Origin of the sequence: Pseudobutyrivibrio sp. UC1225 (assembly GCF_900115215.1) — a bacterium.
In the GTDB taxonomy this organism is placed as follows: Bacteria; Bacillota; Clostridia; order Lachnospirales; family Lachnospiraceae; genus Pseudobutyrivibrio.
Map to the genome: position 1 here is coordinate 406,036 of NZ_FOVQ01000002.1, position 15,531 is coordinate 421,566.

The 15,531-nt window shown below is 39.8% G+C and carries 13 protein-coding genes and 1 pseudogene; 13 read left to right on the forward strand and 1 reads right to left on the reverse strand.

Annotation, left to right across the window (positions count from 1 at the left end):
• Positions 1-19: 19 nt before the first annotated feature.
• From BMZ41_RS04735 to cysK, 6 genes and pseudogenes are all read left to right on the forward strand, one after another.
• Positions 20-1,081 carry a metal ABC transporter substrate-binding protein gene (locus tag BMZ41_RS04735; protein WP_242942012.1) on the forward strand — a complete coding sequence of 354 codons (1,062 nt, stop codon included), beginning with the start codon at positions 20-22 and terminating at the stop codon, positions 1,079-1,081.
• A gap of 9 nt (positions 1,082-1,090) precedes the next feature.
• Complete coding sequence (locus tag BMZ41_RS04740) at positions 1,091-1,759, forward strand: metal ABC transporter ATP-binding protein (protein ID WP_090527264.1); 669 nt, start codon at positions 1,091-1,093, stop codon at positions 1,757-1,759.
• Positions 1,753-2,585, forward strand: a pseudogene (locus BMZ41_RS04745) (metal ABC transporter permease). Before BMZ41_RS04740 ends, BMZ41_RS04745 begins: the two are co-directional and overlap by 7 nt.
• A 6-nt stretch (positions 2,586-2,591) precedes the next feature.
• Entirely contained in the window at positions 2,592-3,125 is a 534-nt protein-coding gene (locus BMZ41_RS04750) for a hypothetical protein (protein WP_090527267.1), read from the forward strand.
• A gap of 175 nt (positions 3,126-3,300) precedes the next feature.
• Entirely contained in the window at positions 3,301-4,632 is a 1,332-nt protein-coding gene (locus BMZ41_RS04755; protein WP_090168801.1) for an O-acetylhomoserine aminocarboxypropyltransferase/cysteine synthase family protein, read from the forward strand.
• A gap of 44 nt (positions 4,633-4,676) precedes the next feature.
• Entirely contained in the window at positions 4,677-5,609 is a 933-nt protein-coding gene (cysK, locus tag BMZ41_RS04760) for a cysteine synthase A (protein ID WP_090527269.1), read from the forward strand.
• Here cysK and BMZ41_RS04765 read toward each other — a convergent pair.
• On the reverse strand, positions 5,599-5,799 hold the full coding sequence (locus tag BMZ41_RS04765; protein WP_090168797.1) for a hypothetical protein: 201 nt from the start codon (positions 5,797-5,799) through the stop codon (positions 5,599-5,601). The genes cysK and BMZ41_RS04765 overlap by 11 nt on opposite strands.
• A gap of 612 nt (positions 5,800-6,411) precedes the next feature.
• Between BMZ41_RS04765 and feoB the strand changes: the two genes are divergently transcribed.
• The 7 genes from feoB to BMZ41_RS04800 all read left to right on the forward strand — a co-directional run bounded on the left by feoB (position 6,412) and on the right by BMZ41_RS04800 (position 15,518).
• The gene (gene feoB / locus BMZ41_RS04770) at positions 6,412-8,772 is read left to right on the forward strand and encodes a ferrous iron transport protein B (protein ID WP_090527273.1); all 2,361 of its coding nucleotides are present in this window, start codon (positions 6,412-6,414) and stop codon (positions 8,770-8,772) included.
• Positions 8,773-8,996: 224 nt separating this feature from the next.
• Positions 8,997-10,289 carry an ABC transporter substrate-binding protein gene (locus BMZ41_RS04775; RefSeq protein WP_090168793.1) on the forward strand — a complete coding sequence of 431 codons (1,293 nt, stop codon included), beginning with the start codon at positions 8,997-8,999 and terminating at the stop codon, positions 10,287-10,289.
• Positions 10,290-10,355: 66 nt separating this feature from the next.
• Positions 10,356-11,234 (forward strand): carbohydrate ABC transporter permease, encoded by an 879-nt coding sequence (locus tag BMZ41_RS04780; protein ID WP_090168791.1) that lies wholly within the window; start codon positions 10,356-10,358, stop codon positions 11,232-11,234.
• Positions 11,234-12,088 (forward strand): carbohydrate ABC transporter permease, encoded by an 855-nt coding sequence (locus BMZ41_RS04785; protein WP_028246512.1) that lies wholly within the window; start codon positions 11,234-11,236, stop codon positions 12,086-12,088. Before BMZ41_RS04780 ends, BMZ41_RS04785 begins: the two co-directional genes overlap by 1 nt.
• Before the next feature lie 19 nt (positions 12,089-12,107).
• Complete coding sequence (gene gtfA / locus BMZ41_RS04790; RefSeq protein ID WP_090527276.1) at positions 12,108-13,523, forward strand: sucrose phosphorylase; 1,416 nt, start codon at positions 12,108-12,110, stop codon at positions 13,521-13,523.
• An 84-nt stretch (positions 13,524-13,607) separates the two neighbouring features.
• Positions 13,608-14,588 (forward strand): LacI family DNA-binding transcriptional regulator, encoded by a 981-nt coding sequence (locus BMZ41_RS04795; RefSeq protein ID WP_090168789.1) that lies wholly within the window; start codon positions 13,608-13,610, stop codon positions 14,586-14,588.
• A complete protein-coding gene (locus BMZ41_RS04800) occupies positions 14,589-15,518 on the forward strand; it encodes a carbohydrate kinase family protein (protein WP_090527280.1) in 930 nt (309 codons plus the stop codon).
• Positions 15,519-15,531 lie beyond the last annotated feature (13 nt).

Consider the following 15,531-nt stretch of genomic DNA (forward strand, 5'->3'; position numbering starts at 1 on the left):
AGCATGAAAGGATCCAAAAATGAAAAATTTAATATCGAATGTTTTTACCAAAAGACTATTTACAAAGAATCGTAGAATTATGACTCTTCTATTTACTGCAGTCATTTTGGCAGGAAGTGTAATTGGCTGTGGCAATGCTCAGTCTTCAGAGATTACTGAGGAACAGGTACCTGCTACAAGTGAATCAAGTGAGAAAATTTCAGTAGTTACCACAATCTTTCCAGAGTACGACTGGGTAAAAGAGATTGTAGGAGATAACGATAATGTGGAAATCACAATGTTACTTGATAACGGCGTTGATTTACATAGCTTCCAGCCAACAGCTGAGGACATTATGAAGGTTGCCAATTGCGACATGTTCATTTACGTAGGTGGAGAATCAGATGAGTGGGTTGAGGATGCCCTTAAAGAGTCTGTTAATCCAGATATGGTTGTTATCAACCTTTTAGATGCTTTGGGAGAGAGCAACCTTAAGGAAGAAGAGGTTGTTGAAGGTATGGAAGCTGAAGAAGAGGAAGAAGAAGGAGAAGAGGAAGAAGGGCCTGAAATCGATGAGCATGTTTGGCTTTCTCTAAAGAATGCACAAACGCTAGTGAAGGTAATTGCAGAAAAGCTTTCAGAGATAGATGCCCCAAATAGTCAGACATACTCTTCAAATGCAGATTCTTACATTGCAAAGCTTGCAGATTTAGATGAAAAATACACTGCAGCAGTAGCTGATGCAAGTAAGGATACATTACTTTTTGGAGACAGATTTCCATTCAGATATTTGGTTGATGACTATGGTCTTAACTATTATGCAGCATTTGTAGGATGTTCTGCAGAGACAGAAGCAAGCTTTGAGACTGTTGCTTTCCTTTCAAAGAAGGTAGATGAATTAGATTTGAATACTGTGCTTACAATAGAAAAATCTGATGGAAAAATCGCAAATACGATAATTCAAAACACTGCAAACAAGGATGCAATAGTCTTGGCTATGGATTCAATGCAGGCTACTACAAGCCAGGATGTTGCAGGAGGGGCTTCTTACATAAGTATTATGGAAAGCAATTTGGAAGTATTAAAGGAAGCATTGAGGTAAGAAATAAAAATGATTGTATTATCAGCAAAGGATTTGGCGGTTGGTTATGAAGGAAAGGCTGTACTTCAAAATGTTAACTTTGAGGTAAATATTGGGGACTATTTCTGTATTGTGGGAGAGAATGGCTCAGGAAAGTCTACTCTGCTTAGAACAATTGTGGGGCTCATTCCTCCTATTTCAGGCGAATTGAATTATGGAGATGGTTTTACTAAGACTGCTGTAGGATATTTACCACAGCAGTCTGATGTTCAGCGTGATTTTCCAGCATCAGTATTTGAGATTGTTCTTTCAGGCTGCCAAAATGGCTTGGCACATAAATTCTTCTATTCAAAGAGTCAAAAGGAAATGGCACTGAAAAATATAGAGCGAATGGGGATAGGACATCTGGCAAAATGTTGCTACAGGGAACTGTCAGGAGGACAGCAACAAAGAGTTCTTCTGGCAAGAGCTCTTTGTGCCACAAAACAGGTTTTGATTTTGGATGAGCCTGTAGCTGGTCTTGATCCGGAAGCAACAGAAGAAATGTATAGGATGATAAAGCAGCTTAATGATGAAGGATTGACAATAATTATGATAAGTCACGATATTGCCAATGTGAAAAAATTCGCAAATACGATATTTGATGTGAATCAGATTCCAGAAACCATTTCTGTGCAGGGAGGTGTAAGTACATGTTAGAAATGCTTTTTATGTATCTGCAGTATCCTTTCGTCAGATATGCGATTATTGTTGGAGTATTGATTGCGCTTTGCTCATCATTGTTGGGAGTCACCCTTGTACTTAAGAGATATTCTTATATTGGAGATGGTTTATCACATGTGGCCTTTGGCGCTATGTCTATTGCTGCAGTACTAAACTTTACAAATAAGATGATTATAGTACTTCCTTTTACAGTGCTTGCTGCCATTCTTTTGCTGAAAAATGGTAATAATACCAAGTTTAAGGGTGATGCGGCCATTGCCATGATTTCTGTTGGAGCATTGGCATTTGGCTATATGTTGATGAATGTATTTCCAGTTTCTTCTAATATTTCTGGAGATGTTTGTTCAACTCTTTTTGGCTCTACATCAATATTGACACTTACCAAAGAAGAGGTGTGGATTAGTGGAATAATGTCAGTGATAGTTGTGGGCATTTTCATCCTTTTTTACAACAGAATTTTTGCGGTTACCTTTGATGAAAATTTTGCCATAGCAGTAGGACTAATGTGAAGGCTTACAATTTCCTTGTTGCTACAATCATTGCTGTGATTATCGTGCTCGCTATGAATTTAGTTGGTTCATTACTCATATCAGCACTGGTAATTTTTCCAGCTCTCTCAGCTATGAGTGTTTTAAAAAGTTTTAGGGCGGTAATAGTTTTCTCAGCTATTTCATCAGTCGTTTGTGCACTGTTTGGAATTATAATTTCTATTCTTGCTGGTACTCCTGTAGGTTCAACTATTGTAACAGCAGATGTAGTTTTGTTTTTAGCATGTTACTTGCTAGGTAAAGTTAGGGGGTAATAGCTGATGAAGAAGATTATTTTATTAGGAATCATATTACAGGCTTTATGTTTTATAGCATGCTCTGGTGCGGATAATTCTAAGAGTGCATCTGATGTAGAGGAAAATCAGGTTGTTGAAGAAGCTGCTGATGACACTCCAGTGGAAGAAGAGCCTGAGGAAGACTCAGCTGAAGAAGAGCTGAAAGGTGACCCCTCAGTAGATATTGATTTGACAGTTCTCTCAGCTACCTTTGTATACTCAGAAGTTTACAACATGGTAATGGAACCAGAGGTATATATAGGTGAAAAGGTCAAAATGGAGGGCACTTGTTCTATATATACAGATGAAAAAACAGGTAAAGTCTATTATGCTTGTATAATTAAAGATGCAACCCAGTGCTGTGCCCAAGGGCTTGAGTTCACCTTGGATGAGGAAAAATATACTCAGGAGGATTACCCGAAGGAGGGAGACTTCATCACAATCTCAGGTACGTTTGATACCTATAGTGAAGGGGCGAATAAGTATTTAACGGTTCGTGATAGTGAGTTGATTTTGTAGAAGTCAAACTACCATAGTAAATGAAAAACTATAGCTGGTTATAAATTTGATTGATAGCTGGCTATAGTTTTTCTTTATCCTAAAACCTATTGACCCAGTAGGTAATAACGTTTAACATAACATCATCAAATAAAAAACGAACCTAAAGGGTAGGTAATTCAAAGGAGGAGAAGACATGAGCAACTATAGATTTGAAACATTAGCACTTCATGTAGGACAGGAAAATCCAGATCCAGCATCTGATGCAAGAGCAGTACCTATTTACCAGACAACCTCTTATGTATTTAGAGATTCACAGCATGCAGCAGACAGATTTGGTCTTGCAGATGCAGGTAACATTTACGGAAGACTTACAAACTCAACACAGGGTGTTTTAGAGCAGAGAGTTGCAGCACTTGAAGGTGGTACAGCAGCACTTGCAGTTGCATCTGGTGCAGCAGCTATTACATACACAATCGAAGCACTTGCAGCAGGCGGCGGACACATCGTGGCACAGAAGACAATCTACGGTGGAAGCTACAACTTACTTGCACACACACTTCCACAGTATGGCGTTACAGCTACTTTCGTAGATGCTCACAACCTTAAAGAGGTTGAGGATGCAATCAAGGACGACACAAAGGCAATCTACATCGAGACACTTGGAAATCCAAATTCAGATATTCCTGATATTGATGCACTTGCAGAAATCGCTCACCGTCACGACCTTCCACTTGTTGTTGATAATACATTTGGAGCAGCTTATTGGGTACGTCCAATCGAGCACGGAGCAGACATCGTAGTTCATTCAGCAACAAAGTTCTTCGGCGGACACGGAACAACACTTGGTGGTGTTATCGTAGAAGCAGGTACTTATGATTGGAAGAAGAGCGGAAAGTTCCCTGCAATTGCAGAGCCAAACCCAAGTTACCACGGAATTTCCTTTGCAGATGCAACAGCACCTGCAGCATTCGTAACATACATCAGAGCAATCCTGCTTCGTGATACTGGAGCTACAATCTCTCCATTCAATGCATTCCTTCTTCTTCAGGGAATCGAGACACTTCCACTTCGTCTCGACAGACATGCAGAGAATACTACAAAGGTTGTAGAGTTCCTTAAGAATCATCCAAAGGTTTCTAAGGTTAACCATCCATCGCTTGAGGATCATCCAGACCACGAATTATATAAGAAGTACTTCCCTAAGGAAGGCGGAAGCATCTTCACCTTTGAAATCAAGGGAGGCAAGGAAGCAGCATTTAAGTTTATCGACAATCTTCAGATTTTCTCAATCCTTGCAAATGTAGCTGATGTAAAGAGCTTAGTAATTCACCCAGCGACAACAACACACTCACAGCTTACAGAGGAAGAGTTACTTGATCAGGGAATCACACAGTCTACAATCAGACTTTCAATTGGTACTGAGCACATTGATGACATCATTGAGGACCTTGAGAAAGGCTTTGCAGCAATTGACGGTATTAATAACGTAAATACGGATTCAAAAACTAATAGCCAGGCAGTCTAAAAAGGACTAGAATACAATATAGAAATTATCGGAGGTTTAATGTTATGGCAAACATTTATAAGAGCGCATCAGAGCTCATTGGAAACACACCACTTGTAGAGGTAACAAACATTGAGAAAGAGCTCGGTCTCGAGGCTACAGTATTAGTTAAGCTTGAGTACTTTAATCCAGCAGGATCTGTAAAGGATAGAGTAGCACTTGCTATGATTGAGGATGCAGAGAAGAAGGGACAGCTTAAGGAAGGCTCAGTTATCATTGAGCCAACATCTGGAAACACAGGTATCGGTCTTGCAGCTATTGCAGCAGCTAAGGGTTACAGAGCAATCCTTACAATGCCTGAGACAATGTCAGTTGAGCGTAGAAATATCCTTAAGGCATACGGTGCAGAAATCGTACTTACAGAAGGTGCTAAGGGCATGAAGGGGGCTATCGCTAAGGCTGAGGAGCTTGCAGCTGAAATCGAGGGAAGCTTCATTCCAGGTCAGTTCGTAAACCCAGCAAACTCAGCAGCTCACCGTGAAACAACAGGTCCAGAAATCTGGAAGGACACAGACGGAAAGGTTGATCTTTTCATCGCAGGCGTTGGTACAGGCGGAACTGTTACAGGCGTTGGCGAATACCTCAAGAGCCAGAATCCAAATGTAAAGGTTGTAGCTTTAGAGCCAAAAGATTCTCCAGTTCTTTCTGAGGGTCGTGCAGGTGCTCACAAGATTCAGGGTATCGGTGCTGGTTTCGTGCCTGATGTACTTAATACAGAAGTTTATGATGAAATCTTCACAGCAGAGGCAGAGGATGCATTTGCAGCCGCAAAGCTTCTTGCTAAGAAGGAAGGTATCTCAGTTGGTATCTCTTCAGGTGCTGCACTTCACGGTGCCATCGAGTACGCTAAGAAGCCAGAGAACAAGGGCAAAACAATCGTAGCTCTTCTCCCAGATTCAGGCGACAGATACTACTCAACACCACTTTTTACAGAATAAATTTTGGTTGAATAATGCTTATATGCGGTTCCTTGCTTAGGCGGGGGGCCGCTATTATTTTGCTCAATTTAGTGTATTGAGAAATAGCCCACCATGCTACCGTGCCCTGCCCATTCTCCTGCCCAATCACAAAATGTTGATTTTCTATAAGCTGCGTGTCGCTTTCTTTATTGGTGGGTGTTCTTTCCATTCTTTGCACTTCTATTAAGAATGTGTGCTTAACACAGACATGAAATATATTTTATGAATTATTCTCCAAATTTTTTGTTGAAGGTTGCTGGATATTTGGAGTGAGCTTAGTAGAACTAAAAGAGATATTTGAATTGTAAGGGCAGCTGCCGCTAGGACGGCGGCAGCAGTGGTCACTTGAAACAGGACGTTGAATGTGCCACGGTGCCCTTACAAACAAATATCTCTTTTTAAGTTCTACTTAGCAAACGGAATATGGAAGCAACCTCAACAAAAAACTTTGGAGAATATTTATAGACAAAAAACATGTCTGTGGAAAACACAGCATTCTTTTCGAAGTGCAAAATCAATGAAAGGACACCCACTTAAAGCTCCACCAGCAGCTTAAAAAAATCTAACATTTTGCTCAAATGCTGCAGGAGAATGGGCAGGGCACGGTAGCATGGTGGGATATTTCTATATGTTTTATGAGCAAAATAATAGCGGCCCCAATATTAAAGGAACCGCATATAAGCATTATTTAAACAAAAATGTATATTGTATACAACAAACTACGGTTAGTATGATATAATAAACGCGATTATAAACTAACTAAGATTAGAGGAGTCGAAATTTGAATTTAAGTACGTTAGAAATAGGCAAGACTGCCACGGTTACTAAGGTTGGAGGTAGTGGAGCATTACGTCAGCATTTTCTGGACATGGGTATCATTCCTGGTTCAGATGTGTCCATGATTAAGTATGCTCCAATGGGAGATCCAATCGAGCTTCGTATATCCGGCTATGAGCTTACCATCAGACTGGCAGATGCTAAGCAAATAGAAATTGAGAATATAAGAGATACTGCTGAGGTGGAAAAGAATCAGAAGAAACATGAAAAAAGTATTCCCCATCCAGCACTTGGTGAAGAGACGCTCACTCATGATTATGAGGTAGAGCATAAGGCAAAGGAAGTAAATACTGGTAAGCTTACTTTTGCCCTTGTAGGAAATCAGAATTGTGGAAAGACTACACTTTTCAATCAGCTTACTGGTGCTAATCAGCACGTAGGTAATTTCCCAGGTGTTACTGTAGATAGAAAGAGTGGTTCAATAAAGGGTTATCCAAATACTGAGGTGGTGGATCTTCCTGGTATTTATTCTATGAGCCCATACACTAGCGAGGAGGTTGTATCTCGTCGCTTCGTATTAGAGGAAAAGCCATCAGCTATCATTAATATAGTTGATGCCACTAATATTGAGAGAAACCTTTATCTTACCATGCAGCTTTTGGAGCTGGAGATTCCTACAATTCTCGCTCTTAATATGATGGATGAGATGGCAGGAAATGGTGGTTCAGTTCTTATTAATGAATTGGAGGATTTACTTCAGATTCCAGTTGTTCCAATTTCTGCATCTAAGAATGAAGGTATTGCGGAGCTTGTTTCCCATGCTATTCATATTGCAAAGTATAATGAGAAGCCTGGTCGCACAGATTTCTGTGGCAAGGAAGATCACAATGGTGCAGTTCATAGAGCTATCCATGGTGTTATGAGCTTGATTGAGGATCATGCAGAAAAGGCTGATATTCCTATTAGATTTGCTGCAACAAAGCTTCTAGAGGGAGATTCACTTGTTACAAAGGCTCTTGGTCTAGATGATAATGAGGCTGATACCTTAGAGAAGATTATCCTTCAGATGGAAAAGGAGAGAGGTCTTGATAGAGCAGCAGCCATGGCAGATATGCGATTTACATTTATAAATCGTATATGCGAAGAGACAGTTATCAAGCCTAAGGAGAGTAAGGAGCATATCAGAAGTAGAAATCTTGATAAGTTCTTCACTGGTAAGTGGACAGCTATTCCAGCGTTTATCGGAATTATGGCCCTAGTGTTTTATCTTACCTTTAATGTGGTGGGAGCATTCCTTCAGGGAGTTCTGGAAACAATCATAGGTGCGATTACAGATTCCTTTGATAATGTGCTTACAGCAGCAAATGTTGCGGCACCTATCCATTCCTTGATTATTGATGCTATTTTTACAGGTGTTGGTTCGGTGCTTAGCTTTGTGCCAATTATCGTTGTTCTATACTTCTTCCTGTCGATGCTAGAAGATAGTGGATATATGGCTCGTGTAGCTTTTGTTATGGATAAACTTCTTAGAAGAATTGGTCTTTCGGGACGAAGTATTGTGCCAATGCTTATTGGTTTTGGATGTTCAGTGCCAGCCATTATGTCTACACGTACATTGCCATCTGACAGAGATAGAAAGATGACACAGCTTCTTATTCCATTTATGAGCTGTAGTGCAAAGATGCCTATATATGCTTTTTTTGCAGCCGCATTCTTCCCAGATAAGGCGGCCCTTGTGATGGTAGGGCTTTATGTAATAGGAATAGTGGTAGCTGTAGTGGTAGCACTTTGTACGAAGAATACTATGTTTAAGGGGGAGGCAGTTCCTTTTGTAATGGAGCTTCCAAACTACAGATTACCTGGTCTTAAGAATGTATTGATGCTTATGTGGGACAAGGCTAAAGACTTTATCCAAAGAGCTTTCACAGTAATTTTCCTTGGAACAATTGCAGTGTGGTTCCTGCAGAACTTTAACTTTTACTTCCATATGGTGGAATCATCAGAAGAAAGTATTTTAGCAGCTTTGGCCGGAGTTCTTGCTCCTATATTTATTCCACTTGGCTTTGGAAACTGGAAGATGGTAACATCACTTATTTCAGGCTTCCTTGCAAAGGAAAGCGTAGTTTCAATGATTACTGTACTTTATGGTGGAGCAGAAGGTTTACAGGCAGAGCTTACTCCTCTTACGGTTTTTGTGTTCCTGATTTTCTGCTTGCTTTACACACCTTGTGTTGCTGCAATAGCTGCAGAAAAAAGAGAAGCAGGAAGACGAGCTGCTCTTAAGATGGTTATCTTCCAGTGCGCAGTAGCATGGCTCATAGCATTTATAGTTAGAGCAATAGGTCTTGCACTTGGTTTTAATTAATTGAAAAGAAGAATATGTCAAACGCATAACATATTTGTTTTTATATAGCAATAAGGGATTTTGTTGGTATTTTCAACAAAATCCTTTTTTCGTTTTATAGCGGTATTCACAAATCGTTCACGAAAACCTTTAAGATATATGTCAACCGGTTGACATACCATAACACACAGTGCTATCATCCAATCATCAAAACAAACAGACCTTTTGAAGGAGGGGTAATTGAAATGAAGAAAAAGTTAGTTTCATTAGTTATGGTAGCAGCTATGGGATTGTCTATGGTTGCATGTGGTTCAGCTTCAGGCTCAGGCGATGGGGCAGCAAAGGGTGATGGCGTTTCTATCACAATCTTAAACTCTAAGACAGAGATTCAGACTCAGTTCGAAGAGATGGCAGAAGAGTACGAGGCAAACACAGGTGTACACGTTGAGGTTTACAATGCTGATACAGATACAACAGTTGCTTCACAGGTAGCAACAAGATACGCATCAAACGATCCATATACACTTACAATGGTTGATGCAAAGGATATCTACTCACTTGCTGATGATTATGCTTATGATCTTTCAAATGAAGATTGGGCTAGTCACACATCAGTAGGTATTACAGTAAATGATAAGCTTGCCGGCTTCCCATTCTGTGTAGAGGCAAGAGGTATTCTTTACAACGCAGATGCAATTAAGAAGGTAACAGGTAAGGATTTTGATCCTTCATCAGTAGCAACACTTGATGACTTCCAGAAGCTTCTTGATGAGCTTGTAGCTGGTGGAATGGAAGCTCCAGTTGGTATTCTTTCAGAGTACTGGTCACTTGGTGCTCACTGGTTCCCAATGGTATACGAAGAGCAGGCTGATCCAGACGCATATGTAAATGGTCTTCTTGCAGGTTCTGAGGACCTTGCTGGAAATGAGAAGTTCAACTCAATCATGGATACATTCGAGACACTTGTTAAGTACAACTACGCTAAGGGTTCTGCTTCAAACGCTGACCGTGAAGAAACATCAATGAAGTTTGCTCAGGGCGACATTGCATTTATGTTTGGTGGTAACTGGGATTGGTCAGTAATCAACCAGTACGACTACACAGAGAACCTTGGTATGATGCCAGTTCCACAGAACACAGAAGATGGTACAAACCAGAAGCTTGTTGGTGGCGGTTCTAAGTACATCTTCGTAGACAGCTCTGATGCTACAAGCGATGAGCAGAGACAGGCAGCTCTTGATTTCCTTAACTGGTTAGTAAGTGATGCTGAAGGAAATGCTTTCCTTACAGAAAAGTGCGCTTTAGTTCCTGCATTCGACAACATTGATGCTTCAGCACTTGATCCACTTTCACTTTCAGTAAAGGCATACGCTGATGCTGGAAACCTTGTACCAAACTACAACTACCTTCCAGATGATCACATGACAGTAGTAGGTCAGGAGATTATGCAGAAGTACCTCGATGAGGCAATTGACAGAGCAGAGGTTGCTAAGGAAGTAACAGAGTACTTCAAGACAGCAACACCAATTCAGCACTAATCATCATTGATTACTAAGGGCTCTTAGGGAGACTTAAGAGCCCTATTTTAAAAGAAGGATAAAATTATGAAAACAAATACACTGAGCTATAAATTAAAACAGTATTTATTATTTGCTGGTCTTTCTACAGTAATCTTTGCTAGCGTGGTAATCATTCCTTTTATTTATGGTCTTTATCTTACATTTACAAGTTGGGATGGTGTTTCTAGAAATAAGCCATTTGTTGGCATTGATAATTATGTTAATGCAATAGGAGATTCAGGGTATTGGGTATCTCTTGGACGTACATTTATCTATTCAGCAATCGCTGTTATTTTGGTAAATGCAGTGGCCTTCATTATCGCTTACATGGTAACAAGCGGAATCAAAGGTCAGAATTTCTTTAGAGCAGGTTTCTTTGTTCCAAACCTTATCGGTGGTATCGTACTTGGTTATGTTTGGAAATTCGTATTTAATAAGGCATTAGTTTCACTTTCAGCTTCTATTGCAAGTGGAGATGCCAAGTCACTCCTTGCCACAGAAACAGGTGCTATTGCAGCACTTATCATTGTTTCAGTTTGGCAGTATGCAGGCTATATGATGCTTATTTATGTAGCAGGCTTTATGAGTGTTTCAGAAGATGTTATTGAGGCGGCTAAAATTGATGGCTGTACGGGGACACAGTCAATCATTCATATATCAATTCCACTTATGACAGCATCATTTGTACAGTGTTTATTCCTTACAATCACAAGATGCTTCATGGTATACGATGTTAACCTTTCACTGACAAACGGTGATCCATACGGAAGCTCAGCACTTGCAGCTATGCACGTTTACAACCAGGCTTTCATCAACAAGAATTATGGTACAGGTCAGGCAGAGGCACTTATCCTCTTTGTAATCTGCGCTATTATCGGTGGAATTCAAGTATACGTTGGTAAGAAAGGGGAGGTGCAGGCATAATGGAAAACGAAAAAGCAGCACGCAATAAAAAAATTAGACACGCCATTATGATTATCGTACTTGCGATATTATTTGTAGCATTTATTTTCCCTTTCATAATGGTAATCATAAATGTATTTAAGGTTAAGGCAGATATCACTGCTAATCCACTTGCTCTTATTGGTAAGCATGGATTTACATTAGAGAATTTCCCTAATGCTATTAAGAAAATGAATTTCTGGAACTCATTTGGAAATTCACTTTTTATAACAATTTTCTCAACAATCGGTACAATCATTCTTTCATCAATGACTGCATACCTTATTGTTAGAAATAACTGGAAAGCAAACAAGATTTTATTCGTAACAATGATTGCATCAATGGTAATTCCATTCCAGGTACTTATGGTTCCTCTTGTTTCTTTATACGGTGGAATATTTGGAATATTAAATCACAGAATTACACTTATTTTTATGCACATCGGTTTCTCACTTTCAATGGCAACATTTATGTTCCACGGAAGTATTCACACAAACGTACCTATCTCACTTGAGGAGGCAGCAACAATTGATGGCTGTAACAAATGGCAGATTTTCTCACAAATCGTATTTCCGATATTAAAGCCAACAATTGCAACAGTAGCAATCATTGATGCAATGGCATTCTGGAATGACTACTTACTTCCATCTCTTGTACTTGGACGTAAAGAGCTTTACACAATTCCTATCGCAACAAAGGTATTCTACGGTACTTATTCAACAGATACAGGATTAATTATGGCTGCACTGTTACTTGCAATGCTTCCAATCCTTCTTTTGTATTTGTTCCTCCAGAGATATATCGTAGAAGGTATTACAGCTGGCGCTGTTAAATAAAAAATAAAGGATTGAAAAAATGAAAAAGCTAGAAAACAAATGTATGCTTATCACTTATGCAGATTCTATGGGTGATAACCTTTCAGATTTAACAACAGTAATGAACAAGCATTTTAAGGATGCAGTCGGTGGAATTCACATTCTTCCATTTTTCCCTTCATCAGGAGACAGAGGTTTTGCTCCAATGGATTATCACGTAGTTGACCCAGCTTTTGGTGATTGGGATGATATTGAAAAGTTAGCAGAAGATTATTATCTTATGGCTGATTATATGATTAATCATATTTCAGCACAGAGTGAATACTATAAGGATTTCCTTGCAAAGAAGGATGATTCTAAGTACAAGGATCTTTTTATCCGTTACAAGGATTTCTGGGAGAACGGCGAACCAACAGAGGAAGAAGTAGATGCAATCTACAAGAGAAAGCCAAGAGCTCCATACGTAGATGCGAATTTCGCAGACGGAACTACTGAGAAGGTTTGGTGTACATTTGATGAGCAGCAGATTGATATCAACTGCAAATCAGCTACAGCTAAGGAATTTATCAAGGATAACCTTGAGACACTTTGCAAGCATGGTCTTGCAATGATTAGATTAGATGCTTTCGCCTACGCGACAAAGAAGGCAGGTTCTTCATGCTTCTTTATCGAGCCTGAGGTATGGGAGCTTATGGATGAGGCAGCAAAGATTGTTGAGCCATACGGCGTGACACTTCTTCCTGAGATTCACGAGCACTATACAATGCAGCAGAAGATTGAAAGTCATGATTACTATGTATATGATTTCGCTCTTCCAATGCTTCTTATCAACGGACTTTACTACGGTCAGTCACAGTACTTAAAGCATTGGCTTGAGATTTGCCCAAGAAAGCAGTTTACAACACTTGATACACACGATGGAATCGGAGTTGTAGACGTTAAGGATCTTCTTCCTGATGAGGAAATCGAGCGTACAAAGGAAGACATCTTTAAATTTGGCGCTAATGTTAAAAAGATTTACAATACAGCAGCATACAATAACCTTGATATTTATCAGGTTAACTGCAGCTACTATTCAGCGCTTGGAGATGATGACGATGCTTATCTTCTCGCAAGAGCAGTTCAGTTCTTTGCACCAGGTATTCCACAGGTTTATTATGTGGGACTTCTTGCAGGAAAGAACGACCTTCAGCTTTTAGAGGAGACAAAGGTTGGTAGAAATATTAATCGTCACTACTACAAGCTTGATGAAATCGACCGCGAGGTTGAAAGACCAGTGGTTAAGAAATTACTTGAGCTTATGAAGTTTAGAAATGAGCATCCAGTTTTTGATGGAGAGTTCATATTAGAGGATTGCAGCGATGAAGAGCTTGTTATTCTCAGACAAAAGGGAGATGCTTTTGCAAGACTTAAAGCTAACTTAAAAACTAAGAAGTTCACTATTGAACATTCGTAAAATAAAACGGCAATGCTCAGTGTGGTATTGCCGATTTTTATGGTAGAATGTGGACAGGGAGATTAGCTTTAATTGGAGGGAAAAATGGCAACATTAAAGGATGTGGCAGCAAAGTGCGGATTGACTGTCACTACAGTATCAAGAGTATTAAATAACAGAGGATACATTTCCGAAGAGACTAGAGCAAAGGTTTATGCGGCCATGGAAGAGCTTAACTATCAACCAAATGAGGTGGCAAGATCTTTATCCAAGAAGTCTACAAAAACCATAGGGGTTATAGTCCCACATATCAGACATCCTTACTTTTCGGAAATGATTAGTAATATTGAAAACGCAGCAAATAAACAAGGATATAAAATAATCCTTGCCAACTCAAAAGGGGCAAAACACAAGGAGAAGGAATACCTAGACATGTGCACAAGTAATAGAGTGGCAGGTGTTATATTATTTTCTTCCAGTGTACAGGTATCGGAGTTTGCAGATAGCAAAATTCCACTTGTCACAGTAGAGCGTTTTATAGAAAATGGAACTGCAGCCGTAGAGTGTGACAATGAACAGGGGGGAATGCTGGCAGCCCAGGCTCTTATTGATTCAGGATGTAAGAATGTTCTTATGATTTCAGGTGTTGTTAATAATTCAATGCCTGCGGATGATCGTGTAAAAGGTTTTGCAAAAGTTTGTGAAAAAAATGGTATTTCATATAAGGAAATAGTCACCAGTCAGGATCAGTACGAAAGCCTGGATTATCATTCACTTTTAGATAGTGCTTTAAAGCTTGATTCTGATATTGATGGAGTATTTGCCAGTTCGGATTTAATTGCCGCGCAAGTGCTTCAAGTTTGTGGTAAAATAGGTAGAAAAGTTCCTGAAGACATTAAGCTGGTGGGTTTTGATGATGTAATGATATCACGTCTTACTACACCACCTATATCCACTATACACCAGCCAATAAAAGAAATGGCAGAGTCGGCGGTGGAGCTTGTGATTTCAGCTGCGGAGGGAAAGGTCGTGCCAAAGCGCACACTTCTTCCAGTATCTTATATAGAAAGAGAGAGCACAGTATAAATGAAGAAATTCGATGTAATTGCATTAGGAGAGATTTTAATTGACATGGCTCCAGGTGAGCAGAGTTCACAGGGAAATGACACATTCGAGGCATGCCCAGGTGGAGCACCTTGCAATGTTCTTTCATTACTTAACAAGAACGGTCACAAGACTGCATTTATTGGCAAGGTTGGCGAGGACATGTTTGGTCGTTTGCTTACAGACACTATCGAGGAAATCGGAATCAACACAGAGGGTGTTGTTTTCGATAAGGAGGTTCGCACTACACTTGCTTTTGTTAAGAAGCTTCCTAACGGAGACAGAGATTTCAGCTTCTACAGAAATCCAGGTGCAGATATGATGTTAAATGCGTCTGAGGTTAAATATGGCTTAATCGAGGACTCAAAGATTTTCCATTTCGGAACACTTTCAATGACATCAGAATGTGCAAAGGAAGCTACAAAGAAAGCTGTAGCTTTTGCAAAGGAAAAAGGACTTCTTGTTTCTTTTGATCCAAACTTACGTGAGCCACTCTGGGCAAATCTTGATGATGCCAAGGCAGCTATCAAGTGGGGAATGGAAAACTGTGATATCCTTAAGATATCTGATAACGAGGTTGAGTTTATGACAGGCCTTACAGATATGGAAGCAGGATATAAAAAGATTAAAGAAATGTCATCAGCTAAGCAGGTGTTTGTTACACTTGGACCAGACGGAAGTATCGGAATGGCTGATGGTGAGCTTGTTAAAGTAGCTGGTGTTAAGATGGAATCAGTAGTAGACACTACAGGTGCTGGAGATACCTTCATGGGTTGCGCACTTCATTACATTTTAGGTCATGGCATGGAGCTTACAGCAGATCAGGTAAAAGAGTTGCTTACTATAGCAAACGCTACAGCTGCAAAGGTTACTCAGGTAAAGGGTGCTTTAAAGGTAATGCCTGAAATTTAATAGAAAATATAAG

Excerpts from the sequence above, each read along its gene's own strand:
- BMZ41_RS04735 (WP_242942012.1), top strand. The coding sequence starts at position 20 with ATGAAAAATTTAATATCGAATGTTTTTACCAAAAGACTATTTACAAAG.
- BMZ41_RS04740 (WP_090527264.1), top strand. The coding sequence starts at position 1,091 with ATGATTGTATTATCAGCAAAGGATTTGGCGGTTGGTTATGAAGGAAAG.
- BMZ41_RS04750 (WP_090527267.1), top strand. The coding sequence starts at position 2,592 with ATGAAGAAGATTATTTTATTAGGAATCATATTACAGGCTTTATGTTTT.
- BMZ41_RS04755 (WP_090168801.1), top strand. The coding sequence starts at position 3,301 with ATGAGCAACTATAGATTTGAAACATTAGCACTTCATGTAGGACAGGAA.
- cysK (WP_090527269.1), top strand. The coding sequence starts at position 4,677 with ATGGCAAACATTTATAAGAGCGCATCAGAGCTCATTGGAAACACACCA.
- BMZ41_RS04765 (WP_090168797.1), bottom strand. The coding sequence starts at position 5,799 with ATGGAAAGAACACCCACCAATAAAGAAAGCGACACGCAGCTTATAGAA.
- BMZ41_RS04775 (WP_090168793.1), top strand. The coding sequence starts at position 8,997 with ATGAAGAAAAAGTTAGTTTCATTAGTTATGGTAGCAGCTATGGGATTG.
- BMZ41_RS04780 (WP_090168791.1), top strand. The coding sequence starts at position 10,356 with ATGAAAACAAATACACTGAGCTATAAATTAAAACAGTATTTATTATTT.
- BMZ41_RS04785 (WP_028246512.1), top strand. The coding sequence starts at position 11,234 with ATGGAAAACGAAAAAGCAGCACGCAATAAAAAAATTAGACACGCCATT.
- gtfA (WP_090527276.1), top strand. The coding sequence starts at position 12,108 with ATGAAAAAGCTAGAAAACAAATGTATGCTTATCACTTATGCAGATTCT.
- BMZ41_RS04795 (WP_090168789.1), top strand. The coding sequence starts at position 13,608 with ATGGCAACATTAAAGGATGTGGCAGCAAAGTGCGGATTGACTGTCACT.
- BMZ41_RS04800 (WP_090527280.1), top strand. The coding sequence starts at position 14,589 with ATGAAGAAATTCGATGTAATTGCATTAGGAGAGATTTTAATTGACATG.